Raw genomic sequence first — 25,460 nt, 5'->3', positions numbered from 1 at the left:
GCGCCTAGCCTTCTCTCTGGCCATCGAGCAGGCGCCGCAACCCGAGCGGGTTGGCGTGCCTGAGCGCTTCAGGCAACAAGCTGTCAGGGAAGTCCTGGTAGCACACCGGGCGCAGGAAGCGCAGGATCGCCGCGGTACCGACCGATGTACTGCGCGCATCGGAAGTGGCCGGGAACGGACCACCATGAACCATCGCGTCGCACACCTCCACGCCAGTCGGCCAGCCATTGACCAGCACGCGACCGGCCTTGCGTTCCAGGGTCGGCAGCAGCGCACGGGCCGCATCAAGGTCGGCATCGTCCAGGTGCAGGGTCGCGGTCAACTGACCTTCCAGATGCTCGGCAACCTGACGCACCTGGGCATCGTCGGCGCACTGCACGATCAGCGACGCGGCACCGAAGACTTCAGCCTGGAGCGCAGGATCCGCGAGAAAGTCCTGTGCGCTGGTCATGAACAGATGTGCCTGGCATTGGTTCGGACCTCCGACCTGCTGGCCGGACGCCGCTGCCTGTGCGCGGACATTGTCGAACAGCGACTCGACGCCTTTTCCGTAAGCCTTGCAGATACCTGGGGTGAGCATGGTCTGCGCCGGGCTGCGCTGTAGATGCTCCGCCGCCGCCGCGACGAAACGGTCCAGGAACGCACCCTGCCGCGCGATGACCAGTCCCGGGTTGGTACAGAACTGGCCGGCGCCTTGTGTCAGCGAGGCAGCGAACCCCTGGGCCAGGGCCTCGCCGCGTGCCTGCAGCGCCGCGGGGAAAAGAAACACCGGATTGATCGAGCTCATTTCTGCATACACCGGAATCGGCTCGGCGCGACCGTTGGCGGCATTGCACAGCGCGATGCCGCCATTGCGCGAACCGGTGAAGCCCACTGCCTTGATGCGCGGGTCCGTCACCAGGGCAATGCCCACCTCACGACCGGAGCCGAACAATAGCGAGAACACGCCTTCAGGCATGCCACACCTGGCTATGGCATTGGCCACGGCCCGACCGACCAGCTCGCTGGTTCCGGGATGCGCACTGTGCGCCTTGACCACCACGGGACAACCGGCGGCCAAGGCAGACGCCGTATCACCGCCGGCCACGGAGAATGCCAGCGGAAAGTTGCTGGCGCCGAACACAGCCACCGGCCCCAAGGGTATCTGGCGCTGACGCAGGTCCGGACGTGGCAGCGGCTGACGCTCCGGCAGCGGGTTGTCCACACGTACGTCCAGCCACTCACCGGCGCGGACCGTGCGCGCAAAAGTGCGCAACTGACCACAGGTACGACCACGCTCTCCCTGGATACGAGCACGCGGCAGACCGGTTTCTGCCACGGCGCGATCGATCAGCTCATCGCCTAGGGCTTCGATCTCCTCGGCGATGCTTTCCAGAAACGCGGCACGCGCCGCCAGCGAGGTTTCGCGATAGCGGTCGAACGCGTCCCAGGCCAGAGCGCATGCCTGCTCGACCTGCTCGCCGGTGCCGCCGGGGTAGGCTGGTTCAAGGGGTTTGTCGGTAGCCGGATCGATTGCCCGGATCGTTTCGCGGCTGCCGGTAATGGCACGCTGGCCGATCAGCATGTTGCCTGTCAGGGTCATGGCGTTTCCTGGAAAAAAGAGTGGGCCCGACTGCGCAACGAAGGTTGCGCAGGGGGTTGGAAAGGTGCTGCGCAGTATCAGGCGACGTTCTGTTCGGCCGACCAGCTCGCATACCACTGGCGGAACAGGTTGTACTGATTTTCGGCGTAATGCCGCTGGGCATCGCTGAGCACGTCGGTCTCGTTGAAGTGCAGGCTGTATTCCTGGGCGCCGTTGAGCACCATCAGGTGCTTGTAGTACAGAACCAGATCGCAGCCTTCGTCGAACGAAGACAGCACGGCCAGGGCGGATTCCAGTTCTCGGGCCAGGCGACGTGCGCGGGCGTCGCCCTTGGCGGCCTGTTTGCTCAGGGCAACCAGGTGCAACACCTCACGCGGAAGGACGTTACCGATACCGGTGATGGCGCCAGTGGCATTGCAGTTGACGAAGCCGTGCACGACCTGGGTATCGACGCCGACCATCAGGATGACGTCATCGTCCTTGGACGTGATGTTCTCGGCGGCATAGCGCATGTCGGCGGCGCCACCGAACTCCTTGAAGCCGATCAGGTTGGGATAGTGCTCGCGCAGCTCGAAGAACAGGTCGGCGCGCGTGGCGAAGCCGTAGTAAGGGCTGTTGTAGATCACCGCCGGCAAGCCCGGCGCGGCTTGCAGGATCGCTGCGAAATGCGCTTTCTGCGCGGCGAGCGAAGCGCCACGGGACATGACGCGAGGGATCACCATCAGGCCATGGGCGCCGACCTTGGCCGCGTGCGCCGCATGGGAAACCGCTTCACGGGTGTTCACCGCACCGGTACCGACGATGGTCGGAATACCGGCGGCAACCAGGCGAGCCACGCCTTCCTGACGCTCGGCCTCGGTCAGCAGCGGCCAATCGCCCATGGAGCCGCAGTACACCACCGCGCTCATGCCGAGATCGATCAGCTCGCGCCCCTTGGCTACCAGTGCATCGAAATCCGGCTTGCGCTCGGCGGTGCATGGGGTCATCAAAGCGGGAATGGTGCCGGTGAAGATAGTGGTAGTCATTGTTGTCTCTCCTTGAAGCATCTATTCAGAGGTAATGAGGTGCAGGCGTAGCCGGGACTTCAGATGCCCCAGGCGAAAGGATCCTGTTCGTCGATAAGCAAGGTCGCGTCGGCGGTCATGTAGGCGCGGCCGGTGATGAAAGGGCGAATACGTTCGCCTTCCCATTCGTAGCGGCCTTCGAACTGGCTGCCGGTGATGCTGAGCTGGACCCAGGTTTCACCGGCCTGGAGTTTTCCATCGGCTGCCAGGCACGCGAGCTTGGCGCTGGTGCCGGTGCCGCAGGGCGAACGGTCGTAAGCTTTGCCCGGGCACATGACGAAGTTGCGGCTGTCGGCCTTGTCGCTGGCGGCGAAAAGCTCGACATGATCGATGAGCGCACCGTCCTCGCCATGAATGCCTTGGGCTTCCAAAGCCTTGAGCATCGCCCAGGTGAACTCCGTCAGCGCTTCGACGTTATCCATCTCCAGCGTCTGCCCGTGCTCGGAAACCAGGAAGAACCAGTTGCCGCCCCAGGCGATGTCGCCCAGTACCGGGCCATGGCCCGGTACCTCGACCGTCACCTGTCGCCGATAGCGATAGGAAGGGACGTTGCCAACGGTGACGGCTCCATCGTCGTGCAACGTGGCGCTGACTGGGCCGACCGGCGTGTCGATCTTGTGCACGCCAGGGCTGATATGACCCAGGTGATGCAGCGAGGCGACCAGACCGATGGTGCCGTGGCCGCACATGTTCAGGTAACCGGCATTGTTGAAGAAGATCACGCCGCAAGTGGCATCCGGCGAGACCGGCTCGCAGTACAGCGCGCCGACCAGGACGTCATTGCCCCGTGGCTCCAGCAGGCAGGCTCGGCGCCAGTGGTCATGCTGGTTGCGCAAGGCGTCACGCTTCTCGGCCATGGTGGCGCCGACCAGTTGCGGGAAACCTGTCATGACCAGGCGCGTGGGTTCGCCGCCCGTGTGTGAATCGATGATATGCACGTGCTTCATTGAACAATCCTCGTTAAAGCCTCAGGGCTTCGAATGCATCGAGCGAGTGCTAGACCAGCAAGCTTTCGATGTCCTGCAACAACGCTTGCTCGACCCACACCCCTTCACTGCGCGAACGCTGCCTTGCGGCGAAACGGCGTTGCGAAGGCAGGCGGGCACCTTGGTCGGTGATGGCCGAAAACAGCTGCTCGGCGCGTTCCTGACCTAGTGCAAGGTCATCGCCCAGGAAGCGCCGCGGATCGAACGCCAGCAGCAATTCACCGTGGCAGGGGGTAGCGCCCGCCCCATCGTCGAAGGCCAAGGATTGAGCGCTGGTCATGTCGCCGATGAGCGCCCCGGCCAGCAGCTCGATCATGGCCGCAAGCGCCGAGCCCTTGTGCCCGCCGAACGTCTGCATGGCGCCGGCGAGTACGGCCTGTGCGTCAGTGCTCGGGACACCGTCGACATCCACGCCCCAGCCCAAGGGGATGGGCTTTTGCTGACGGGCGTGCAGCTCGATGTCGCCACGGGCGATGGCGCTGGTGGCAAAGTCGAAAACGAAAGGTTCGCCCTGCGGCCGCGGCCAGGCAAAGGCCAGTGGGTTGGTCCCGAACACCCCTTTGCTGCCGCCTTCGGGCGCTACCCAGGCATGGCTCGGCGTCATCGCCAGACCGACCAGTCCGTGGGCCGCGATGGCTTCGACTTCCGGCCATAAGGCGGAAAAGTGGAAGCAGTTACGGATCACCAAGGCTGCCACACCTTGCCTGCGTGCCTGCTCGACCAGTACAGGCAGGCCAGTTTGAAACGCCAGCAACGAATAGGCGTGGTGCGCGTCGACCTTGATGATCGATGGCGCAGGCTGGCTTACCGTCGGCAGCGCAGCCGGATCGACCTTGCCTGAGCGCAACGAGCGAACGCAGACGAGCACTCGATACAGCCCATGGGAATGGCATTCGTCACGCTGCCCCTGGGTAATCACATCGGCAATCGCTCGGGCGTGTTCTTCGGCCATGCCGTTATGGATCAACGCACGCAAGGCCAGGTCATACACTTGCTCAAGGCTGAGATTGATACGCTCGCTCATGCTCTTTTCTCCGTCTGCCGATCGCTCAAGATGCCGCATGGAGGCGTACGCCCACGGTGTCTTGGACGGTGGCAAGGTGCTCGCCTGTTTCGCTTTCATCCTCATCGGCATCCAGTCGAACAAGACGCGCCGGTACCCCGGTAGCCGCGCCCCAGTAGTAGATGCCCATGGCGCAGGCCGCCACTACCAGGGTGTCGAACGGATGAGCGAGCACGCCCACCCCGCCGAAGCTGCCAAGTTTCGACAGAACGATGGTCACGGCATAGAAACCGATCAACCAGGCGGAAGAACGGACCTGCTGCGCAAGGCTCAGGTGGGCGGTAGGCACGAAACGGGCGCAGAGCAGGTACACGACGAACATCACGATCTGCAGACCGAGCAGCCAGGACACCGTGTTCCAGCCCGACCAGTAGACGATCAACGCAGCAATGATGAACGACAGCGGACCGAGCACGCTCATGCCTTTGACCCGGAACGGGCGTGGCATGTCGGGTGCGTTGCGACGCAGGGCAGCCACCGTGACCGGCGCGACGGCATAGCTGAGCACCAAGGCGGCGGACACCACATTGATCAGCGCTTCCCAGGATGGAAATGGCAAGGTCCAGAATACCGAGAGCGCGAAGGTCAGCCACAACGCCGGACGCGGAATGCCGGACTTCTCGTCGATGCGGGTGAAGATCTTGAAAAAGGTGCCGGTTTGCGCCCACCCGTAGATCACCCGTGGTGTCGCGTTCATATAGATGTTGCCGCAACCGCTCGGGGAGATCACTGCGTCGGCGACGACCAGGTAAGCCAGCCAGCCCACGCCCAGCGCCAGCGCGATATCACGATAAGGGAGAGCCAGTTCCTTGGTCACGCCGGCCCAGCCATTGACGAGCATCTCGGTCGGTACACCGCCGAGAAACGCCACTTGCAGCAAGACATAGATCGCGGTGGAAAGCAGTACGGAAAGAATCAGGGCGATTGGAATGGTGCGTTGTGGATTCTTCACTTCACTGGCGACCGAGATGATCGGTGTCAGCCCCAGGTAAGCGAAGATGATACCGCCCGCGGACACGGCCATTTCGACGCCCGACAAGCCGAAGGGCGCGAAACCCTGTACTTCGAAGTTCTCCGGTTTGAAGAAGGTGAACAGCACGCCGATGACCAGCAAAGGCACGATGAACTTGAACACGCTGACCAGGTTGTTGGCCTTGGCAAAGGTTTTCACGCTGCGGTAATTGACCGCGAAGAACAGGCACAACAGGCCGAACTGCATCAACCAGCCGAGAACTGTCGGGTCGCTGGAGCCGACCTTGGTCAATCCTGGAAACCACGCCGCCGCGTATTGGCGCGAGGCAACCACTTCAATCGCCACCAGGCTCGAAAAGGCGATCAGGGTGATGAAGCCCATCAGGTAACCGAGCAGCGGACCGTGAGAGAAGACTGGATAACGCACCACCCCACCGGCGCGTGGCAACGCAGCGCCGAGCTCGCAGTAAACGATACCCAGCAGCAACACTGCAAAACCGCCCAGCAGCCAGGAAAAGATGCCCGCCGGCCCCGCGATTGCGGACACATGGCTGGCAGCAAACAGCCAGCCCGAGCCAAAGATGGCCCCTAGTCCGATGAACGTAAGGTCTATCAATGAAAGTTGTTTCTTGAACTTGCCTTGGCCTGACATAGGGGTGCCTTCTTGTGGGTTATTGGATAGGCAGTTGTTGCTTGAAACATCAATGCGAAGCGTGCTCGCATGAAAGCGCGGCATTGACAGCCGCTAATTTATCGAGCGTCCATGTTCAGGGAACTGGCCGATACAATGGACTCATCGACGCGCTGGCGCTTGATGCTTTTCATCAGCGCCGATGACGAAATCGGCACAATGAAAAAATTTCTGCCAGGCTCGACAGCGCGTTGGGCATGGGGCAATCTCGATTGGAGCCCTTGCTAACCGTGGGAGATAGAACGTCATGAAGTCGAACCTGCTGGCGATGTTGCGCCAGGAGCACGACCGGTTCCGGCCAGAGAGCATGGAGCAGTTGTTATCCGGCGCGGCACTTCTGCTGCCCATGCTGGATGTCATACCCAATGCGGCAATCTTCATTAAAGATGTACAGGCGCGCTATGTACTGGCCAATCAAACACTGGTTCAGCGCTGTGGTTTGAAACAATTGGACCCCTTGCTGGGCAAGACCAGCGCCGAGGTGTTTCCCGCGCAACTGGGCCCTGGCTATACCGAGCAGGACCGCCGGGTTCTACAAGAGGGAATGGTGCTGGAAGACCAACTGGAACTGCACTTGTATGGCAGCCGCGAGCCTGGCTGGTGCCTGACTTACAAACGGCCGCTGTATGACCGCAAAGGTGAAATCATCGGACTGGCGGGTATCTCGGTAGATCTGCAATCGGCCAGCGAAAAGCATCCGGCCTACCAGCGGCTGGCGGCGGTAGACGACTACATCCGGGCAAACTTCAGTCGTCCCGTGACGATGCGCGAGTTGACCCGTATTGCCGGTATTTCCGTGGCCCAACTGGAGCGCTACTGCAAGCGGGTGTTCCACCTCACGCCACGCCAGATGATTCACAAGGTACGGCTGGAGCACGCCCACCGCCTCTTGCACACCGACATGCCCATTACCGAAGTCGCCCTGCAATGCGGCTACACCGATCACAGCGCATTCAGCCGGCAGTTCAAGACCCTGACGGGTTTTACCCCGCTTCAGTATCGGAAGGCGACTGCTTCATGACGATCGGGTTGCCAGCAGCGAAGCTGGCACGTGGTTGGGACGGAGACTTTCAAATTTGCTACAGGGCCGCATCGTGTTCAGACTGCAGAAACGAACGCACGCACCGCATCCGGCGTCAGCCAGCGCTCTGGAGGTGCAGTTCATGGATAGATAATGACGTCGCAACAGCTATGCCAGTCCTCAAGCGCCACCTGCCCGCAAACTAATCCATGAGTAGTGGAATGTTTTTTCATCACCTTGATGAGTTCGCCTCCTGTAGCTACCCCATTCATGCCCTGAGCAATAAGTGCATATCTCTGCCGTTTGTACTAGATCAGGATTGACCCCTGCTGCTTCTAACAAATAAAGACAGTAAAGAGATAGATCCAGCCAGGCTTCATTATGGCTAGCGGGAGCTCGACAAAATCTTAGGGACAGCTCTGATTCCTCGCGAGAGGTCGACCAAGGTGCAAGCCTCCCACGCCACAAATGTCCATGTACATATTCTATCTGGTGGTCAAGGGTCCTTCCAACTTCATAGCAACATGCCCGTATAGCAGGACTATCGCAATCTGCAAATCTTCTACAGAAACACCAGCTAAGCGGAACCTATCAAAAGAGTGTTCGATTATGCCCGCCGCTAACCCTTGCCAGCCACCATGTATGGCTGCGGCGAATCGACCATCTTCAGATGGCTATGAGGATAGGCAGGCAATCTGCCGTGACGATTCCTATTGGCCGCGCTGTACGTGTGAAGAGCGCATCGCCAGGCATCACTCCGGCTTCCTGCCCCTCGCCTACCTCAATGACGGTAGAGCCATTTTTCTGAGCGCAATAGAAAAGATCAGAAGGTTTGCTGATATCACCCACTGTACCAAATCCATGAGTTAGACCCGGTAGCGCCTCCAGGTTTTTAGCAAAAATCGGCATTTAGACCTCACCCGGATAAGAACATTGCTCAGGTACAGATCGGCAAAACAAAAACAATAATTAGTACGCTATATTTATTAATCACGAGCACGACTTATGGCCTTCCGGAAATGGTCAGAGCCGCAACCGGGTAGCTAGCAGCCTTCATATCATGAACCAGCCATATACCTGAGATCCTTATACATAAACATCGACATTCCAAGCACTAAAATTTTTCAGAAAACGTACAAGCGGCTCAATCCTCAATAAGCTTGGGAAATTTCCCTCTCCCAACACGGAAAGATCCGCTTTCTCTGTCACCGCATGAAATTCATCATCGCCATTTTAGTGTACGCCGCGCGCTCACTGACATGTTTGCAATAGCTATTGCCAGACGAAAACAACCCCTGTCGCGTACATAGCATCCTGATACCCAACAGAACTGCTGAACCATCCCTAACCAAGGAATACCCAAATGACCCCCATTGTCCTGGCCAGCCATCAACAACGCTGCCTCATTCACGGAGAGGTGAAGTCACCACTGGTGCCCTCTCCGTCACCGTCAACGGCAGGCCAGTAGCCCGCGTAGGCGCCGCCCCTCCCGCGGCGCGGTCATCGAAGTGTGCTCGCCAGGGCGATTCCACCACTCATGGCGAAACATTGATCGACGGTGAGCCGACATGGCGGGGTGGATTGACCATCGCCACTTGAACGCACTGCGTCGTCAGAGCCACGCGAACCCCCCAGGATTCGAGTACCAACGTCCCAGGTTTTGCTACTGTCTATGACGACCTTTCTCTAAAACAAAGAAAAGGATCTTCCCGATGCGTAACCCTCCCTTCCTGCGCTCGCTGCTCGGCATGCTGGTGCTTTCCTGCGGCCAGGCCATTGCCGCACCGGCGCCCTACTCCACCCTGTTGGTATTCGGTGACAGCCTCAGCGATGCCGGACAGTTCCCGGACCTCACCGGCCAGTCCAACGGCATGCGTTTCACCAACCGCGATGCCAACGGCAATTACGCGCCCGTCTCCCCGATGATCCTGGGCAGTCGGCTGGGGATCGCGCCTGCGGAGCTGGGTCCGTCGACTTCCGCCGTCAATGCGGCGCTGGGCCTGCCAGACGGCAACAATTGGGCCGTCGGGGGCTATCGTACCGATCAGATTCTGGATTCGATCACCGACACATCGGACGTCGCCATCCCTCCTGGAAATCCGGGTGCTGGGCTGCCCTTGCGCAATCGCCCCGGCTACCTCGCAAACGGCGCGTTAGCCGACCCCAATGCCTTGTACTACATCACCGGCGGCGGCAACGACTTCCTCCAGGGCCAGGTCAACAGCCCCGCCGACGCTGCCGCCGCTGGTGCGCGCCTGGCGGCCAGCGCGCAGGCGCTGCAACAGGGTGGTGCCCGCTACATCATGGTCTGGCTGCTGCCCGATCTGGGCCTGACACCCAACTACAGCGGTTCGCCTCTGCAAGGGGCGCTGTCGCAGCTGTCCGGGGTGTTCAATCAGTCGCTGGTCAGCCAGCTGAGCCAGATCGATGCCGAGATCATTCCGTTGAACGTGCCTGGACTTTTGCAGGAAGCACTGGCTGAACCCGCCCAGTTCGGCCTGGCAGCCGATCAGAACCTGGTCGGTACCTGCTACAGCGGCAACAGCTGCGTGGAAAACCCTCTGTATGGCGCCAACAGCGCCACTCCGGATCCGACCAAGCTGTTGTTCAACGACGCCGTGCACCCCACCATCGCCGGCCAGCAATTGATCGCCGACTATGCCTACTCGATTCTCTCCGCGCCCTGGGAGCTGACGTTGCTTCCGGAAATGGCCCACTCCACCGTGCGCGCCCATCAGGACGAGTTACGCAACCAGTGGCAGAACCCCTGGCAAGCCGTGGGTCAGTGGCAGGCGATACTGGCCACCGGGGCGCAAGACCTCGACTTCGATAGCCAGGACAGCGCCAGCAGCGCGGACGGTCGAGGCTACAACCTGACGCTGGGTGGCAGCTACCGTCTCGATGAGGCCTGGCGTATCGGTCTGGCCGCGGGCGTCTATCAGCAGAAGCTCGAAGCCGGCGAAGAGGACTCGGACTACAAGCTCGACAGCTACCTGGCGACGGTCTTCGCCCAGTACCGGCTGAACCGCTGGTGGGCGGACGCGGCGCTGACCGCCGGCCATCTGGACTACGGCAATCTCGAGCGGACCTTCGCCCTGGGCGTCAACACCCGCGCCGAAAAAGGCGATACCGATGGCGAAACCTGGGCAGTGACCGGGCGGCTTGGCTTCAACCTCGTGCCCGACACCAGCGCCTGGCAACTTTCGCCCTTCGTCAGCGCCGACTATGCCCGCGTCAAGGTCGACGGTTACGAGGAAAGAAGCGATCGCTCCACGGCCCTCGTTTTCGATGATCAGGAACGTACATCACGTCGCCTGGGCATCGGCCTGCTGGGCAGCGTCGATGTGGCACGCACGACCCGGGTGTTCGCCGAGGTCGCTCGCGAGCACGAGTTCGAGGATGACCGCCAGGACATCGACATGCACCTCAAGGGTCTGTCCGAGAACGATTTCACGCTGACCGGCTACACCCCTCAGAGCAACCTGACCCGCGCGAGCCTGGGCCTGAGCCACGAGCTGACGCCAGGGGTACATCTGCGTGGCAACTACAACTGGCGCAAGAGCGACGATCTCACCCAGCAAGGCATCAACCTTGCTCTGAGCCTGGACTTCTAGGTTGGCGGCATAAAAAAACGGCGCTCACCAGGAGCGCCGTTTTTTGTATGCCATTCAGGTGCGCGGTGTCTGCTCCGCCAAGGCCACGGCGCGGAACATCGCGCGGCGCTTGTTGATGGTTTCTTCCCATTCCAGGGCTGGCACCGAGTCGGCGACGATACCGCCGCCTGCCTGGACATGCAGCTCACCGTCCTTGATCACCGCGGTACGAATGGCGATAGCGGTGTCCATGTTGCCGTTCCAGGCGAAATAGCCCACGGCACCGCCATACACGCCACGCTTTACCGGCTCCAGCTCGTCGATGATTTCCATGGCACGGATCTTCGGCGCGCCGGACAAGGTGCCCGCCGGCAGGATCGCGCGCAGTGCATCCATCGCCGTGAGGTCCTGGCGCAATTGTCCGGTGACGTTCGAGACGATATGCATGACGTTGGAATAGCGCTCGATCACCATCTTCTCGGTCAGGCGCACACTGCCCGTCTCGGAAACACGACCAGCGTCGTTGCGGCCAAGGTCGATGAGCATCAGGTGCTCGGCGATTTCCTTCTCGTCCGACAGCAGATCATCCTCGAGCGCCCGGTCCGCTTCCTCAGTAGCGCCCCGTGGGCGGGTGCCAGCGATCGGGCGGACGGTGACCATCTTGTCCTCGACCCGCACCAGGACTTCCGGCGAACTGCCCACCACATGGAAGTCGCCGAAGTTGAAGAAGTACATGTACGGCGTCGGGTTGAAGCAACGCAGTGCCCGGTACAGGTCGATGGGCGCTGCCTTGAAGTCGATGGACATGCGCTGGGAGGGCACGACCTGCATGCAGTCACCCGCCAGGATGTATTCCTTGATGGTATCGACCGCGCGCTCGTAGTCATCCTGGGTGAAGCTCGAGCGGAAAGCAGGCTCGGCCGCTTGTGGGCCACTCAAGTCCAACCCTCGACGTGGAGCGATCGGCTGGCGGAGTGTCTCCAGCAAGCCTTCGAGGCGTGCTTTACCTTGCTCGAAGGCGTGCTCTTCGGCCGGATCGACCAGAACGATCGCGTGCATCTTGCCCGCCAGGTTGTCGAACACCACCACGGCATCGGAAACCATCAGCAGGATATCGGGAACGCCCAGTGGATCGGGATTCGGGCACTTGCCCAGGCGCTTCTCCACATAGCGTACGCAGTCATAGCCGAAGTAGCCGACCAGGCCGCCGTTGAAGCGCGGCAGACCCGCGATATCGGCGACCTTGTAGCGATCCTTGAACGCCTCGACGAAGGCCAGCGGGTCTTCGACGTCGTGGCGCTCGATGACTTCGCCATCCTGCGAGATGCTGACCTGATGATCGTGAACGCGCAGTACCGTGCGCGAAGGCAAGCCGATCATCGAGTAACGACCCCACTTCTCACCGCCCTGAACGGATTCGAGCAGGTAGGAGTTGGGCTGGTCGGCAAGCTTCAGGTAGATCGACAACGGCGTGTCGAAGTCGGCCAGGGTTTCACAGGCCAGGGGGATGCGGTTGTAGCCGGCAGTGGCCAGGCGCAGGAATTCTTCGCGGGTCATGGGTAGCCTCGTGGCAAGCAGCAATGGAGTCAGGCAAACGAACGGGCCGGCAAGCGCCGGCGAGCAGGGATCAGGCGCGCCAGCGCCAACGGGCCAGGGCCTTGATGACTTTCATCCAGAGTTTGCCGATAACTGCCACGATGGAGTGCCTGCCTTGTGAGGCTTCGAGATCGTCCAACGTTATCCCAGCGGACTGGCTTAAGCAACCGGGCAAGAGCGCGCGCAGATCGTCGATGACCAGGCTGGGCGCCTCTTCGCTGACGGGACGACCATGATTGTAGCCGTAGCTCAGCGCCACGCACTGCACACCAGCCGCCCTGGACGCCAGCACGTCGCTGCGCGAGTCACCGACGAACAGTGACTGCTCGGGGCTGACCCCGGCCATCTTCATCACCAGCAACAACGCCGACGGATCAGGTTTCTTCTGCGGCAGGGTGTCGCCGCCGATGATCCAGCGGAAGTAGCGGCCGATCTTCATCTGATCGAGCAAGGGGCCAACGAACCGCTCGGGCTTGTTGGTGATCAGGGCCATTTCGACGCCCTGCTTGTGCAGCCACTTGAGCGTGTCAGGGACCCCTGGATAGAGCACTGTCAGGTCATGGCTCCTGGCATAGGCTGCCATGAACAGCTCAAGGCCGCGCTCGGCCAGTGCCTCGTCCACCGAAGCATGCTCCAGGCCATCCGCCAGGGCACGGCGCACCAGTACCGGTGCGCCGTTACCGACCCAGTGGCGCACAGCCTCGAGGCCAGCGGGCGGGCGACCCAGTTCGAACAGCATATGATCCACGGCAGCGGCCAGGTCGGGGACAGAGTCGATCAGGGTACCGTCCAGATCGAACATCACCAGCCTGGGCAGCGTTCCCGGAAACAGCTGCTCGAAGCCACTCATGGACGGGCCAGGGCCAGTTCGGCGTGCATCTTGGCGATGACTTCCTGGTAATCCGGCGCATTGAAGATCGCCGAGCCGGCCACGAAGGTATCGGCGCCCGCGACAGCGATCTCGCGGATATTGCCGACGTTGACGCCACCGTCGATTTCCAGGCGGATGTCACGGCCACTGGCATCGATCAGGGCGCGGGCTTCACGCAGCTTGTCGAGGGTGCCGGGGATGAACTTCTGTCCGCCGAAACCTGGGTTGACGCTCATCAGCAGGACCATGTCGATCTTGTCCATCACGTACTTCAGCGCATCCAGGCTGGTGGCCGGGTTGAATACCAGGCCAGCCTTGCACCCGCCTTCACGGATCAGCTGCAGCGAACGGTCGATGTGCTGGGTAGCTTCAGGGTGGAAGGTGATGTAGGTCGCGCCTGCCTCGATGAAGTCGCCGATGATCCGGTCGACCGGGCTGACCATCAGGTGCACGTCGATCGGTGCCGTCACGCCGTACTTGCGCAGGGCGGTACAGACCATCGGGCCGATGGTCAGGTTGGGCACATAGTGGTTGTCCATCACGTCGAAGTGGACGATGTCGGCGCCGGCGGCCAGCACCTTGTCGACGTCCTCGCCCAAGCGGGCAAAATCGGCGGAGAGAATGGAGGGGGCAATAGCGTAGGGCTGCATGGCGCACCTGTTGGCAAAATCACGGTGGCGCGCATTGTACCTCAGGCAGATCGCTGGAGGCTGATTGGTATCACTGGCCTGATGAGCCTTGGAGCCGGTACGCGGCCCCAAGGCTCATCATGGCGTCAATGAACAGTGCCCAGCTCAGGCTGGCTGCTGTGTGCGCAGCTTCTCGCTACGCCCCCGCAGCCATTCCAGGGTCAGCAGCAGGAGCACGGAGAACGCGATCAGCAGCGTGGCCGCGGCGGCGATGGTCGGGCTCAGGTTCTCGCGAATGCCGCTGAACATCTGCCGCGGCAAGGTGGCTTGCTCCGGCCCTGCCAGGAACAGCGTCACCACCACTTCATCGAAGGAGGTGGCGAACGCGAACAACGCGCCGGAAATCACCCCCGGCGCGATCAAGGGCAAGGTCACCCGCCGGAATGCCGTGATAGGCGAGGCACCCAGGCTGGCCGCGGCCCGCACCAGGTTGTAGTTGAAGCCTTGCAGCGTCGCCGACACCGTGATGATGACGAACGGCACGCCCAGCACCGCATGCACCAGGATCAGCGAAACGAAGCTGTTGCCCAGGCCTAGCGGCGCAAAGAACAGATAACTGGCCACGCCGATGATCACCACCGGCACCACCATCGGCGAGATGACCAACGCCATGACCAGCGACTTGCCCGGAAAGTCGCCGCGGGTCAGGCCGATGGCGGCCAGGGTCCCGAAGACCATGGCCAGCACCGTGGCTGCCGGGGCGACGATGATGCTGTTGGTCAACGCGCGCATCCATTCCGCCGAACCGAAGAAGTCTTCGTACCATTGCAGCGAGAAACCCTGCAGCGGGTAGACCAGGAAGCTTCCGCTGTTGAACGACAGCGGGATGATCACCAGCACCGGCAGGACCAGGAACAGCAGGACCAGGCCACACAAGATACGCAGGCTGTAGAACCAGACCCGCTCCACGGGCGACATGTAAGGGCTCAGCATGACAAAGGCTCCTCAGCTCAGGCGCAGACGGCTGGCGCCGACCAGCCAGCTATAGATCAGGTAGAGCAACACAGTGGCCAGCAACAGCAGCCCGCCCAATGCGGTGGCCATGCCCCAGTTGATGCTGGTATTGGTGTAGAAGGCGACGAAATAGCTGACCATCTGGTCGTTCGGACTGCCCAGCAGTGCCGGAGTGATGTAGTAGCCGATGGCCAGGATGAACACCAGCAGGCAGCCGGCGCCTATGCCTGCATAGGTCTGCGGGAAATACACCCGCCAGAAGCTGACGAAAGGATGGCAACCGAGGGAAATCGCCGCCCGCATATAGCTGGGCGAGATGCCTTTCATCACGCTGTACAGCGGCAGAATCATGAACGGCAACAGGATATGGACCATGGAGATGTACACCCCGGTCCGATTGAAGACCAGCTCCAGGGGTTCATCGATGATTCCCATGGCGATCAGTGCGCTGTTGATCAGCCCTCCTGATTGCAACAGCACGATCCATGCTGCCACACGAACCAGGATCGAGGTCCAGAACGGCAGCAGTACCAGGATCATCAGCAGGTTGCCCTGCCGGGTCGGCAAGTTGGCCAAGAGGTAGGCCAACGGATAGGCGAGCAGCAGGCAGATGACCGTGATGACCACGCCCATCCACAAGGTGCGGGTGAAGATATCCAGGTAGATGGCCTGGTCGGGCGTGGCCTTGGCCACCTCGCCCAGATCATCGATACGATGATCCAGCGCCGCCAGCAGGTAATACGGCGTCACCGTGCTGGTATTGCGGCGGATCGCCTGCCAGTAGGCCGGATCCCCCCAACGCTCGTCGAGCGTTTGCAGGGCATCCTTGTAAGAGTCGGGTTCGGTCTTGAACGGCAGTGCCCGTGCGGTCTTCGACAGCAGGCTGCGGTATCCGGCCAGTTCCATGTTCAGGCGCTTGGAGAGGTCGCCCAGGGTCTGATTCTTGCGCGCCTGGGCGAGGTCCTGCGCCAACGCTTTGTAGACGTCCTCGCCGGGCAGGCTCTTGCCATCCCACTGGGCGATGGACTCGACGGTGCTCGGCAGGCCGCCCACCACCTCAGGGTTGCCAACGCTCTTGAACAGCAGCGCGGCGATCGGTACCAGGAACACCAGCAGCAGGAACAGCGCCAAGGGCGCGATCAATGCCTGCGCTTTCCAGCGGTTGACCCGCTCGGCGCGCGCCAGGCGTTGCTTGAGATTGGAACCGGCACCTTCATTGAGAGGCACTGCGATGGCCATAGCGAACTCCGAAAATCTGGGAAACAGGGAGCGTCGGCCCCATGGCCGACGCCCCGACGGCGCGGTTTACTTCTTCGCGGCCCAAGCGTTGAAACGCTGCTCCAGCTGCTCGCTGTTATCGGCCCAGAAAGCCACATCGATCTGCACCTGGTTGGCGATGTTCTCCGGCGTGGTCGGCATGTCCTTCTTGATGTCGTCGGACAGCAGGCTGACAGCCTTGGCGTTGGCCGGACCGTAGGCAATGTTTTCGGAGTAGATCTTCTGCTGCTCGGGCTGGACGGAGTAAGCGATGAACTTCTTGGCCTCTTCGCTATTCTTGGCACCCTTCGGAATCGCCCAGGCGTCGAAGTCGTAGATGCCGCCGTTCCACACCACCTTGAGGTTGCTCTCCTTCTGCACCGCGGCGATGCGACCGTTATAGGCCGAGCTCATGACCACATCCCCCGAGGCCAGGTACTGTGGAGGCTGTGCGCCTGCTTCCCACCACTGGATGCTTGGCTTGAGCTCGTCGAGCTTCTTGAAGGCGCGATCCTGGCCTTCTTTGCTGGCCAGCACCTTGTAGACCTCTTTCGGCGCGACGCCATCGGCCATCAAAGCGAACTCCAAGGTGTACTTGGCGCCTTTGCGAAGGCCACGCTTGCCCGGGAATTTCTTGGTATCCCAGAAATCCTGCCAGCTTGCGGGCGCGCTCTTGAGCTTGTCCGCGTTGTAGGCCAGTACCGTGGACCACACGAAGAAGCCCACGCCGCAAGGCTGGATGGCGCCTGGCACGTAATCGGCCTCATCGCCGAACAGCGCCGGGTCGAGCTCTTCGAACATCCCTTCGTCGCAACCGCGGGCCAGTTCCGGCGATTCGACTTCCACCAGGTTCCACGACACGCTCTTGGTATCGACCATGGCTTTGACCTTGGCCATTTCACCGTTGTACTCACCGGCGACGATCTTGCCCTTGCCAGCTGTCTCCCAAGGCTCGTAGAACGCCTTGACCTGGGCGGCCTTGTTCGCGCCACCGAAGGAAACCACCGTCAGGTCGGCGGCCATGACCTGGCTGGCGGCGAACAGGCCGAGTGCCAGGGCGGTCAGTTTCAACTGCTTGCGCATTGTTATTCTCTCCACGGTACAAGGTTGGTGAAGCAAACCATCAGCGGGCTTCGGCAATCGGATCGAGCGCGCGGGCGTGCTCCACCTGCCAGCCAAGCGGTACTACATCGCCCACGGCCAGGGCCGGGTCGAGTTCGGCGATCGGCTGCTTCACGAAGAAATCAGCCTTGCCGCAGACTTCCAGGCGAACCCGAACGTGATCGCCCAGGTAGATGAATTCGGCTACCCGACCGGAGAAACGATTGGCGCAGTTTTCGCTGTGGCCATTGAGGCGCACCCGTTCCGGACGAATCGACAGCGTGACCTGCTCGCCCGCCTCGCCAACGTTCACCGCCAGCGCCTCGACCCGCTCGCCGCGACCGAGCTGCACCTGGCAACGGTCGCCGTCACGCGCCAGCAGGATGCCGTTGAGGCGGTTGTTTTCACCGATGAAATTGGCCACGAAGGTATTCTTCGGTTCTTCATAGAGGGTGCGAGGGTCGGCGATCTGCTGGATCTGACCCTCGTGGAATACCGCCACGCGATCGGACATGGTCAAGGCTTCCCCCTGGTCGTGAGTCACGTACACCACCGTCACGCCCAGGCGCTGGTGGATGTGCTTGATCTCCATCTGCATGTGCTCGCGCAATTGCTTGTCCAAGGCACCGAGCGGCTCGTCCATCAACACCAGCTGTGGCTCGAACACCAGGGCGCGGGCCAGGGCCACGCGTTGCTGCTGCCCACCGGAAAGCTGGCCAGGGTAGCGCTGGGCGAAGGTATCGAGCTGAACCATGTTCAGCACGCGCTTGACCCGCTCGCTGATATCGGTCTTGCTCAGGTTGCGTACGGACAGCGGGAACGCCAGGTTCTCGGCCACGGTCATGTGCGGAAACAGCGCATAGTTCTGGAACACCATGCCGATATCGCGCTTGTGCGGCGGCACGTTGTTGATCGAACGTCCCGCCAGCTGGATCTCTCCGGCGGTGGGCGTCTCGAAGCCGGCCAGCATCATCAGGCTGGTGGTCTTGCCCGAGCCGGACGGCCCCAGCAGGGTCAGGAACTCACCTTTGCGGATATCCAGGTTCAGGTCCTTGACGATCAGCGATTCGCCGTCGTAGCTCTTCTGCACACCACGGAAGCTGACCAGCGTTTCGCCGCCCGCAGCGTTCGAATTCACCTCACTCATACCCGCACCTTCTTGTTGGATGACTGCCGTATCCAGAGGGTAGTGAAGGTGCCAATCCCCGCAAATCGGGGCTACTGAGAGAATGCCATCATCCCTGTGGAAGGTTTGCCGTAGGGATTGCCCTACAAGGATGACGGCTTTGGACAAGTCATCATCGATCGCCTCACGAGATGCCGAACCTGTACTGCCTTACCGAAAGCGGCGATGTCGCAAAGAGGACACTTACACCAGCTTGTGCTCCACCGCGTATTTGACCAGCTCTGCCAGGGAATTGACCTTGAGCTTCTGCATCAGCCGAGCCTTGTGGGTGCTGATGGTCTTGTTGCTGAGCGCGAGCTGCTGGGCGATGTCGTTGACGTTGGCGCCCTGTGCCAGCCGCTCGAACACGGAGAACTCTCGTTGCGACAGCAATGAATGCAGCGGGCGAGTCTCGGTCAGCCCTACCTCGAACACCATTCGGTCGGCCAGCGCCGGATCGATGTAGCGACCGCCACCAGCCACTCGGCGGATCGCCGTCAGCAGCAGGGCCGGATCGCTGTCTTTGGTGGCATAACCTGCTGCACCGACCTTCAAGGCACGCGCCGCCATCTGCGCTTCGTCGTGCATGGACAGCACCAGGATGGCCGGCGGTGTATTCAGGGCGCGAATCCTGGGGATCGCTTCCAGACCGTTGACGCCTGGCATGGAGATGTCCAGCAAGACAACTTCGCAATGGATGTGACGCAGGTTTTCCAGCAACTGCTCGCCGTTTGCGGCCTCGCCCACCACCTGCATGTCCTTGGCCAGGCCGATCAACTGCTTGATGCCCTCGCGGACGATGGTGTGGTCTTCGGCCACCAGAACTCGAATCACGTCTTGCTCTCCTGTTCGAGGGGAATTGCCACGCTCAGGCTGGTGCCTTCTCCTGGCTCGCTGTCCAGGGTCAGGGTACCACCGAGCATCAACACGCGTTCACGCAGACCGACCAGGCCGAACGAAGTCGGCCTGGCCTGCTCGGGAGTGAACCCCAGACCGTCGTCGATGACCGTCATCTGTAGCCGATCACCCAGGCGCACCAGTTCGATCTGGACGGTGTGCGCCTGGGCATGGCGCATGACGTTGGTCAGCGCTTCCTGCAGGATACGGAACAGGCCCGTGGCCTTGGCGTCACTCAAGTCCGGCAGATTGTCCGGCACCTGCACCAGACAGGGAATCTGCGTCCGCGCTTCGAAGCGACGCGCCTGCCATTCCACCGCCGAGGCAATGCCGGCGTCGAGAATCGGCGGACGCAAGGCCGTGGCAACGTCGCGCACCAGCTGGAAAAGTTGGGCGATCAGACGCTTCATGCTGGACAGGCGTTCGTCGAGTCCGGGATCGAGCTCGGCATAGGCCAGCTCGCACATCGACACCTCGAGCTTGAGCACCGTGAGCATCTGCCCCAGCTCGTCATGCACCTCACGGGCGATGCGCGCCTTTTCTTCTTCGCGCACGCTTTCCAGATGCGCCGACAGCTCGCGCAGTTGTTCCTGCGAACGCGCCAGTTGCAGTTCCGCCCGCTTGCTCTGGGTGATGTCCCAGACAATTCCGTCCCAGACCACCCGCCCATTGGCCAGGCGCCGTGTGCTGGCCTTGATGTCGGCCCAGCGCAGTTCGCCCTGCCGCGTGACGATGCGTCCTTGCCAGGACCAGTCCAGATCGTTGGCCAGGGCCAGGTTCTGGACCCGATGGTAATCGTCGCGATCCTGCGAATGGACCAGATTGCGCAGGCCCATGTCAGGATCCTGGAGGGCCGCGGGCGTATAGCCGACCAGAGCCTCGCTGCCCTCGCTGATGTAGGGAAACTCCGGATCGCCTTCAGCCGGATCTCGCTCCAGGCGGAACACCAGGCCAGGCACATTGGCGGCGATGCCCTTGAGCCGCGCCTCGCTTTCACGCAGCGCGGCCAGGTCGCGTCGGCGTTCGGTGACATCGGTAAGGAACACCACCAGGTACTCGGCGTCGCGAAAGCGCAGAAAGCTCAGTGACAGATCGACCGGCAGCAAGCGACCATCCGCGCGCAGGCAATGCGTCTCGAAGTGCTCGTCGCCGCCTTCGCCGGTCCGCGCGCGCTTCCACAGTTCGAGCCAACGGTCCATGTGCAGGGTCGGCTCGAAATCGATCAAGGGCCGCTCCAGTACTGCGCCCTCGGCATAGCCCAGCATGCGTTCGGCGGCATGGTTGGCATAGCGCACATGGCTGTCCCAGTTCACCCAGAGGATACCGACGGTGCTCTGATCGATGGAGAACTGGCTCAAGCGCAGCGCTTCTTCGCGCGCCTGACGTTCGGTCAGGTTTTCACGAGCGGCCAGCAGGCTGCGCTCCAGCTGATGCTGTTGCCGACGTTGCCAGACAAGCGTGGCGAGCGCGCAGAGCAGCAGCAGGCCAAACAGTAGCGCCAGGTTCTGCCAGAAGCCGGTGGATTCGCTCAGCCGCGAGTATTTCGGCTCTAGCCAGCGATGATGCAATTGCTCGAGCTCCTTGGCCGGAATCGCCTGCAAGCCGCGCTCGAGAATTTCCGCAAGCTGCGGCCAGTCACGCCGCGACCCGACCCGCAGCAACTGCGGCAGGCCGATATCACCGACGATGGCCAGGTCACCGAATTCGCTCTCGCGAGACAGACGGCTGAGCTGCGCCTCATCGAGCACCGCGTAGCTGGCCTGTTCACTGACCACCAACTGCAGCGCCTCGCGCTCCAGTGGCACGCCTTGCAGGTTGAGGTGGCTGTAATTGGCCCGCAAATAGTCGGCCAGCGAGCCGGGCATGCGTACGGCGACCCGGGTATCGCTGCTCAGCTTTTCAAGATCGACCGCCAGCGCCCCCCTGCGCGTGCCGACCACCAGTTGCGGCACGCGCATGTACGGATCACTGAATAGCCACCGCTGCAGGCTCGTCGGCGTCTGCACAAGGCCAGGAGCGAAGTCGATCTCGCCCACCTGCAGGGCATGCTCCAGGGCACCCTGATCGGGAAAGTGACGCCAGGTCAGATCCAGCGCGAGGCCGCGTGCCAGCCAGTCCACCAGCTCGACGTTGGCCCCGTACAACTGCTGCAAGCGGCGATCGAACTGAGCATACGGCGCTTGTAGCACCAGGCCGACCCGCAGGCTGCGATGGGCTTGCAGCCATTGTTGCTGCGCGGGTTCCAGGACGACTGTCGGCGGGACCTCTGGCCTGGCCAAGGCAACCACGGGCAGGCACAACCAGCCGATGACCAACAGGTAACGCAGGTGCTTCATCAATACCTCGTCTTGGCGGACGGGACCAGGATGCGTGGCCGTCGAGGACAAATACCATTAGGCTGCCGGTATCACTCCGATCTTGGGTCGAGCCATGTTCACACTCTATCGCACGACGCTGGCAGCGTTCTGCCTGTCCTCGATATTACCGCTCTCGGCACCGGCTGCCGATGCTGAAAAGCCGGATACCCCTGGCGAGACGCCGGTCACACCGCTGGTTCGCCCGCCGTTGGCCGAGCGCAGCCAGGAAGACGCCCAGGCCTTGGAACGGCTTGTTCCCAAGGCCGAGCAGCAGACCTTGCAGGCCGGTGACGAAAGTTTCCTGGCATTGTGGAAGCCTGCCAACGACAGCGACCCGCAGGGCGCGTTGATCATAGTCCCCGGCGCTGGCGAAACGGCCGACTGGCCGAAGACCGTCGGCCCGCTGCGGCAGAAATTCCCCGATGTCGGCTGGCACAGCCTGAGCGTGTCGCTTCCCGACCTGCTCGCCGACAGCCCGCAGGCCCGCGTCGAGACCCCACCAGCGCCGACGGCGGACAAGGGCGAAGGCGAGCGTGCCCCCGTCAAGGACACGCCTGACGACGCCAACGCCAATGTCGCCCAGGCCACCGCGCCCGATGCCGACACCGCGCAGGGCACGGATGCCGCGCAAGCCAGCGACGACAACGATGCAGCAGACGCCGAGCGGATCTTCGCGCGTCTGGATGCCGCGGTAGCCTATGCCAAGCAGCAGAATGCTCGACACATCGTCCTCCTCGGCAACGGCAGCGGCGCTTACTGGGCAGCGCGTTACCTGAGCGAGCGTCAGCCGCCCGAAGTGCAGAAACTGGTCATGGTCTCGGCACAGACGCCCGCGCGGGTGGAGCATGATCTGGAAAGCCTGGCACCGATGCTCAAGGTGCCGACCGCCGACATCTATTACGCTACCCGCACACAGGACCGGCGTAATGCCGAACAGCGCCTGCAAGCCAGCAAGCGACAGAAGGACAGCCAGTATCGGCAGATGCTCCTGATCGCCATTCCCGGCAACGCCGCAGCGGAACAGGAGCAATTGTTCCGCCGCGTGCGCGGATGGTTGAGCCCTCAGGAAGGCTGACCCGCAAGGTTTGAAGGCAGCGAGGACCGAAGCCGGATCGATGCCTAGAACCCCCGGCGCTTGCGTATGAGCGTGTATGCCTGGTGCAGCTCACGCGTGCGCTCGGTCGCTTCGCGCACTTGAGCGTCGCTGGCGCCGCTGCCGGCCAGCTTGTCGGGATGATGGCGGCTGAGCAGACGGCGGTATGCCTGCTTGATGCGATCGGCCTCGGTATCGGCCTCCACGCCCAGCAAGCGCAGCGCGCTGGCGAAGGTCAAGGGCACGCCTTCGAGTGCGGGCTTGCGCGGCTCGTAGTCCTGCGCCAAGGCAGTGATCTGACTACGGGTAAGGCCCAGTTGCTGGCCCCAACTCAACAATACTTCCCGCTCGTGGCGACCGGCCTTGCCATCGGCCCAGGCCATCCGCCAACAGGCGCGCAAGGTGCCTTCGGCCGCATGGGGCTGAAGCTTGAGCCGACGCAGGTAGCGAGACAGCTTCTCGCGTCGGGACTTGCCTCGGTTGAAGGCGGCGATCGCCCGCAATCGGGCCGGCTCGCTCATGCCCAGACGCGACATTTCCTGGCGAGCCTGCTGGATGTGACCCTCGGTAACGCGCCCGTCGCTCTTGGCCAGGCGGCCAAGCAGAACGAACAACACCTCGTCATCCCGCAGGGCAGGTCGACCACCCAGGCGTTCGCGCACATCCTCCCACCCCTGCAACTGCAAGCGGCGGTCCATCGCCTGGCCCAACAGGGCACCCAGCAAGGCCCCAGGGATACTGGCGATCGCAAATCCCGCGCCCGCGCCCAGCACCGTACTCGGCCACCACATTTCAGCTATGTCCTGCCAACAGGCGCTCGACCTCGGCAAGCCGCTCGAGCGTACCCACATCGACCCAGTGGCCCCGATGATGCTCACCGCTCACCTGACCGCGCGCCATGGCCTGACGCAGCAGCGGAGCAAGCTTGAACGACCCGGCCTGGCAGCCCTTGAACAAGTCCGGATGGAGCACCGAGATACCGCTGAAGGTCAAGGTATCGCCCTGCTCCCCAGCATCGGCGACTCGACCATCGCTCAGGCAGAAATCACCGCGCCCGTGATGGCCTGGATTGTCGACCAGCACCAGATGGGCAAGTCCATCCAGGGGTGCGATCAGGCGAGCAAGATCGTAGTCGGTCCAGATGTCACCGTTGACCAGCAGGAACGGCGACTCGCCGAGCAAGGGCAACGCCTTGAAGATGCCCCCACCGGTCTCCAGCGGTTCACCTTCCCGGGAGTAGCTGATCTTCAGCCCCCAGCGGCTGCCGTCGCTCAGGTGGTCCTCGATCTGCTGCCCCAGCCAGGCATGGTTGATCACCACCTCGGTGACCCCGGCCCGGGCAAGCGCGCGCAGGTGGTACTCGATCAACGGTACTCCGGCCACCGGCACCAGTGGCTTGGGGGTGTGCAATGTCAGGGGACGCATGCGCTCGCCCTTGCCAGCGGCGAGGATCATTGCCTTCATGAACGCACCCCGGCAGCGGCCTGGAGCTCGGCGATCAGCTGACGCAACTCCTCCAACTCGCCGCGCCGTCCCGCCACTTCATCTATATAGGCAAAGAAGCGCGGCACATCGGCCAGGTAACGGGGCTTGCCGTCGCGGTGGCAGATACGCGCGAAGATACCGATGACTTTCAGGTGACGCTGCACGCCCATCAGGTCGCTGGCCCGCTGAAACGCCTCGAAGTCGGCCTGAACCGGAATGCCGATTGCCTTGGCCTTTTGCCAATAGTCACGCAGCCAGGCTTCCACACGCGCCTGTGGCCAGCTGAGGAATGCATCCTTGAACAGGCAGGTGATGTCGTAGGTGACCGGGCCATAGACCGCATCCTGGAAATCCAGCACGCCAGGATTGGGCTCGCTGTACATGAGGTTGCGTGGCATGTAGTCGCGGTGCACGAGTACCTTGGGCTGGGCCAGCGCGCTGTCGATCAGCATTTGGCTGACGCGCTGCCAGGTCGCCTGCTGGGTCTCGCTGAGGGTCGTGCCCAGTTCGCGGCCTACGTACCACTCGGGGAACAGCTCCAGTTCCCGGCGCAGCAAGGCCACGTCATAGCTGGGGAGCGGCGCCTCCATCGGCAGTCGCTGGAAAGCCAGCAGGGCGTCGATGGCATCGCTGAACAGCGATTCGGCGTTGTCGCTGTCGATGATGTCCAGGTAGGTCTGCCGACCCAGGTCGCCGAGCAGCAGGAAGCCGCGCTCCAGGTCCTGGGCGTGAATGACCGGTACGTTCACGTCGGCGGTTGCCAGCAGGTGATCGATATCGACGAACGGTCGGCAGTTCTCCTGAGGAGGTGGCGCGTCCATGACCACGAAACTGCGCGCTTGCGACGCCCAGCGGAAGTAGCGGCGGAAACTCGCATCGCTGCTGGCGGCGCTCAGTGTGCCCTGGGGCACTTCACCCCAGCCATTGTCCCGGTAGAGGCCGTCGAGCTGTTCATCGAGCCAGACGGTCAGGTGTTGCAGGCGTACATCATGATCGGGCATTACAAGGGTCTCCGACGGCCCT

21 protein-coding genes and 1 pseudogene are annotated in these 25,460 nt (G+C 62.2%); 3 read left to right on the top strand and 19 right to left on the bottom strand.

Translation table 11 applies throughout. The features are described from left to right. Positions 1–4: 4 nt before the first annotated feature. The 5 genes from G7009_RS08145 to G7009_RS08125 all read right to left on the bottom strand — a co-directional run bounded on the left by G7009_RS08145 (position 5) and on the right by G7009_RS08125 (position 6,319). Positions 5–1,582 carry an aldehyde dehydrogenase (NADP(+)) gene (locus G7009_RS08145; RefSeq protein WP_181129478.1) on the bottom strand — a complete coding sequence of 526 codons (1,578 nt, stop codon included), beginning with the start codon at positions 1,580–1,582 and terminating at the stop codon, positions 5–7. Between the two features lie 77 nt (positions 1,583–1,659). Then, positions 1,660–2,607 carry a dihydrodipicolinate synthase family protein gene (locus G7009_RS08140; RefSeq protein WP_181129477.1) on the bottom strand — a complete coding sequence of 316 codons (948 nt, stop codon included), beginning with the start codon at positions 2,605–2,607 and terminating at the stop codon, positions 1,660–1,662. A 59-nt stretch (positions 2,608–2,666) separates the two neighbouring features. Then, the gene (locus G7009_RS08135; RefSeq protein WP_181129476.1) at positions 2,667–3,593 is read right to left on the bottom strand and encodes a 4-hydroxyproline epimerase; all 927 of its coding nucleotides are present in this window, start codon (positions 3,591–3,593) and stop codon (positions 2,667–2,669) included. A gap of 49 nt (positions 3,594–3,642) precedes the next feature. Next, positions 3,643–4,656 (bottom strand): Ldh family oxidoreductase, encoded by a 1,014-nt coding sequence (locus G7009_RS08130; protein WP_181129475.1) that lies wholly within the window; start codon positions 4,654–4,656, stop codon positions 3,643–3,645. Between the two features lie 25 nt (positions 4,657–4,681). Next, positions 4,682–6,319, bottom strand: coding sequence for an APC family permease (locus tag G7009_RS08125; RefSeq protein ID WP_181129474.1), 1,638 nt, complete (start codon positions 6,317–6,319; stop codon positions 4,682–4,684). 286 nt (positions 6,320–6,605) lie between these two features. On the opposite strand from G7009_RS08125, the gene G7009_RS08115 reads away from it, so the two are divergent. Beyond that, on the top strand, positions 6,606–7,379 hold the full coding sequence (locus G7009_RS08115; protein ID WP_181129472.1) for an AraC family transcriptional regulator: 774 nt from the start codon (positions 6,606–6,608) through the stop codon (positions 7,377–7,379). A gap of 180 nt (positions 7,380–7,559) precedes the next feature. Here G7009_RS08115 and G7009_RS28185 read toward each other — a convergent pair. Both G7009_RS28185 and G7009_RS08100 read right to left on the bottom strand, forming a co-directional pair. Beyond that, a pseudogene (locus G7009_RS28185) lies at positions 7,560–8,035 on the bottom strand (polyphenol oxidase family protein); the annotation flags it as partial. Positions 8,036–8,045: 10 nt separating this feature from the next. Next, complete coding sequence (locus tag G7009_RS08100; protein WP_181129471.1) at positions 8,046–8,288, bottom strand: laccase domain-containing protein; 243 nt, start codon at positions 8,286–8,288, stop codon at positions 8,046–8,048. Positions 8,289–9,091: 803 nt separating this feature from the next. Here G7009_RS08100 and estP point away from each other — a divergent pair. Continuing rightward, entirely contained in the window at positions 9,092–10,993 is a 1,902-nt protein-coding gene (gene estP / locus G7009_RS08095; RefSeq protein ID WP_181129470.1) for an esterase EstP, read from the top strand. A 54-nt stretch (positions 10,994–11,047) separates the two neighbouring features. Here the strand turns inward: estP and trpE are convergent, their stop codons facing one another. The 9 genes from trpE to G7009_RS08050 all read right to left on the bottom strand — a co-directional run bounded on the left by trpE (position 11,048) and on the right by G7009_RS08050 (position 21,838). Further along, positions 11,048–12,529: an anthranilate synthase component I gene (gene trpE / locus G7009_RS08090; protein ID WP_181129469.1), complete on the bottom strand. Its 1,482-nt coding sequence runs from the start codon at positions 12,527–12,529 to the stop codon at positions 11,048–11,050. 70 nt (positions 12,530–12,599) lie between these two features. Next, positions 12,600–13,418: a phosphoglycolate phosphatase gene (locus G7009_RS08085; protein ID WP_181129468.1), complete on the bottom strand. Its 819-nt coding sequence runs from the start codon at positions 13,416–13,418 to the stop codon at positions 12,600–12,602. Beyond that, complete coding sequence (gene rpe / locus G7009_RS08080) at positions 13,415–14,089, bottom strand: ribulose-phosphate 3-epimerase (RefSeq protein WP_181129467.1); 675 nt, start codon at positions 14,087–14,089, stop codon at positions 13,415–13,417. The genes G7009_RS08085 and rpe overlap by 4 nt, the downstream gene beginning before the upstream one ends. 144 nt (positions 14,090–14,233) lie before the next feature. Further along, positions 14,234–15,061, bottom strand: a complete 828-nt coding sequence (locus G7009_RS08075; protein WP_181129466.1) for an ABC transporter permease — start codon at positions 15,059–15,061, stop codon at positions 14,234–14,236. Between the two features lie 12 nt (positions 15,062–15,073). Further along, positions 15,074–16,321, bottom strand: a complete 1,248-nt coding sequence (locus tag G7009_RS08070) for an ABC transporter permease (protein WP_181129465.1) — start codon at positions 16,319–16,321, stop codon at positions 15,074–15,076. A 66-nt stretch (positions 16,322–16,387) separates the two neighbouring features. Continuing rightward, positions 16,388–17,422, bottom strand: a complete 1,035-nt coding sequence (locus G7009_RS08065; protein WP_181129463.1) for an ABC transporter substrate-binding protein — start codon at positions 17,420–17,422, stop codon at positions 16,388–16,390. A 40-nt stretch (positions 17,423–17,462) separates the two neighbouring features. Then, positions 17,463–18,587 carry an ABC transporter ATP-binding protein gene (locus tag G7009_RS08060; RefSeq protein WP_181129461.1) on the bottom strand — a complete coding sequence of 375 codons (1,125 nt, stop codon included), beginning with the start codon at positions 18,585–18,587 and terminating at the stop codon, positions 17,463–17,465. A 222-nt stretch (positions 18,588–18,809) separates the two neighbouring features. After that, positions 18,810–19,439, bottom strand: coding sequence for a response regulator (locus tag G7009_RS08055; RefSeq protein ID WP_181129459.1), 630 nt, complete (start codon positions 19,437–19,439; stop codon positions 18,810–18,812). Further along, entirely contained in the window at positions 19,436–21,838 is a 2,403-nt protein-coding gene (locus G7009_RS08050) for a PAS domain-containing sensor histidine kinase (protein WP_181129457.1), read from the bottom strand. Before G7009_RS08050 ends, G7009_RS08055 begins: the two co-directional genes overlap by 4 nt. A gap of 94 nt (positions 21,839–21,932) precedes the next feature. On the opposite strand from G7009_RS08050, the gene G7009_RS08045 reads away from it, so the two are divergent. Continuing rightward, positions 21,933–22,934, top strand: a complete 1,002-nt coding sequence (locus tag G7009_RS08045) for an alpha/beta hydrolase family protein (protein ID WP_181129455.1) — start codon at positions 21,933–21,935, stop codon at positions 22,932–22,934. 44 nt (positions 22,935–22,978) lie between these two features. Here the strand turns inward: G7009_RS08045 and G7009_RS08040 are convergent, their stop codons facing one another. Genes G7009_RS08040 through G7009_RS08030 form a run of 3 tightly spaced genes read right to left on the bottom strand, consistent with a single transcriptional unit; the run spans position 22,979 to position 25,438 of the window. Next, on the bottom strand, positions 22,979–23,743 hold the full coding sequence (locus tag G7009_RS08040; RefSeq protein ID WP_181129454.1) for a TerB family tellurite resistance protein: 765 nt from the start codon (positions 23,741–23,743) through the stop codon (positions 22,979–22,981). A 1-nt stretch (position 23,744) separates the two neighbouring features. Continuing rightward, positions 23,745–24,416 carry an N-acetylmuramate alpha-1-phosphate uridylyltransferase MurU gene (murU, locus tag G7009_RS08035; RefSeq protein WP_181129452.1) on the bottom strand — a complete coding sequence of 224 codons (672 nt, stop codon included), beginning with the start codon at positions 24,414–24,416 and terminating at the stop codon, positions 23,745–23,747. After that, complete coding sequence (locus tag G7009_RS08030) at positions 24,413–25,438, bottom strand: aminoglycoside phosphotransferase family protein (RefSeq protein WP_181129450.1); 1,026 nt, start codon at positions 25,436–25,438, stop codon at positions 24,413–24,415. The genes murU and G7009_RS08030 overlap by 4 nt, the downstream gene beginning before the upstream one ends. Positions 25,439–25,460 lie beyond the last annotated feature (22 nt).

It is taken from the genome of Pseudomonas capeferrum (assembly GCF_013523055.1).
GTDB classification, from domain to species: domain Bacteria; phylum Pseudomonadota; class Gammaproteobacteria; order Pseudomonadales; family Pseudomonadaceae; genus Aquipseudomonas; species Aquipseudomonas capeferrum_A.
This window is presented reverse-complemented; position numbering and strand designations above follow the sequence as displayed.

What these genes read in the sequence shown, in the direction of transcription:
- G7009_RS08100 (WP_181129471.1), bottom strand. Translation starts at nt 8,288, where the DNA reads ATGCCGATTTTTGCTAAAAACCTGGAGGCGCTACCGGGTCTAACTCAT.
- G7009_RS08030 (WP_181129450.1), bottom strand. Translation starts at nt 25,438, where the DNA reads ATGCCCGATCATGATGTACGCCTGCAACACCTGACCGTCTGGCTCGAT.
- G7009_RS08050 (WP_181129457.1), bottom strand. Translation starts at nt 21,838, where the DNA reads ATGAAGCACCTGCGTTACCTGTTGGTCATCGGCTGGTTGTGCCTGCCC.
- G7009_RS08145 (WP_181129478.1), bottom strand. Translation starts at nt 1,582, where the DNA reads ATGACCCTGACAGGCAACATGCTGATCGGCCAGCGTGCCATTACCGGC.
- G7009_RS08060 (WP_181129461.1), bottom strand. Translation starts at nt 18,587, where the DNA reads ATGAGTGAGGTGAATTCGAACGCTGCGGGCGGCGAAACGCTGGTCAGC.
- rpe (WP_181129467.1), bottom strand. Translation starts at nt 14,089, where the DNA reads ATGCAGCCCTACGCTATTGCCCCCTCCATTCTCTCCGCCGATTTTGCC.
- G7009_RS08130 (WP_181129475.1), bottom strand. Translation starts at nt 4,656, where the DNA reads ATGAGCGAGCGTATCAATCTCAGCCTTGAGCAAGTGTATGACCTGGCC.
- G7009_RS08065 (WP_181129463.1), bottom strand. Translation starts at nt 17,422, where the DNA reads ATGCGCAAGCAGTTGAAACTGACCGCCCTGGCACTCGGCCTGTTCGCC.
- G7009_RS08140 (WP_181129477.1), bottom strand. Translation starts at nt 2,607, where the DNA reads ATGACTACCACTATCTTCACCGGCACCATTCCCGCTTTGATGACCCCA.
- G7009_RS08085 (WP_181129468.1), bottom strand. Translation starts at nt 13,418, where the DNA reads ATGAGTGGCTTCGAGCAGCTGTTTCCGGGAACGCTGCCCAGGCTGGTG.
- G7009_RS08135 (WP_181129476.1), bottom strand. Translation starts at nt 3,593, where the DNA reads ATGAAGCACGTGCATATCATCGATTCACACACGGGCGGCGAACCCACG.
- G7009_RS08045 (WP_181129455.1), top strand. Translation starts at nt 21,933, where the DNA reads ATGTTCACACTCTATCGCACGACGCTGGCAGCGTTCTGCCTGTCCTCG.
- G7009_RS08125 (WP_181129474.1), bottom strand. Translation starts at nt 6,319, where the DNA reads ATGTCAGGCCAAGGCAAGTTCAAGAAACAACTTTCATTGATAGACCTT.
- estP (WP_181129470.1), top strand. Translation starts at nt 9,092, where the DNA reads ATGCGTAACCCTCCCTTCCTGCGCTCGCTGCTCGGCATGCTGGTGCTT.
- G7009_RS08040 (WP_181129454.1), bottom strand. Translation starts at nt 23,743, where the DNA reads ATGTGGTGGCCGAGTACGGTGCTGGGCGCGGGCGCGGGATTTGCGATC.
- G7009_RS08115 (WP_181129472.1), top strand. Translation starts at nt 6,606, where the DNA reads ATGAAGTCGAACCTGCTGGCGATGTTGCGCCAGGAGCACGACCGGTTC.
- trpE (WP_181129469.1), bottom strand. Translation starts at nt 12,529, where the DNA reads ATGACCCGCGAAGAATTCCTGCGCCTGGCCACTGCCGGCTACAACCGC.
- G7009_RS08075 (WP_181129466.1), bottom strand. Translation starts at nt 15,061, where the DNA reads ATGCTGAGCCCTTACATGTCGCCCGTGGAGCGGGTCTGGTTCTACAGC.
- G7009_RS08070 (WP_181129465.1), bottom strand. Translation starts at nt 16,321, where the DNA reads ATGGCCATCGCAGTGCCTCTCAATGAAGGTGCCGGTTCCAATCTCAAG.
- murU (WP_181129452.1), bottom strand. Translation starts at nt 24,416, where the DNA reads ATGAAGGCAATGATCCTCGCCGCTGGCAAGGGCGAGCGCATGCGTCCC.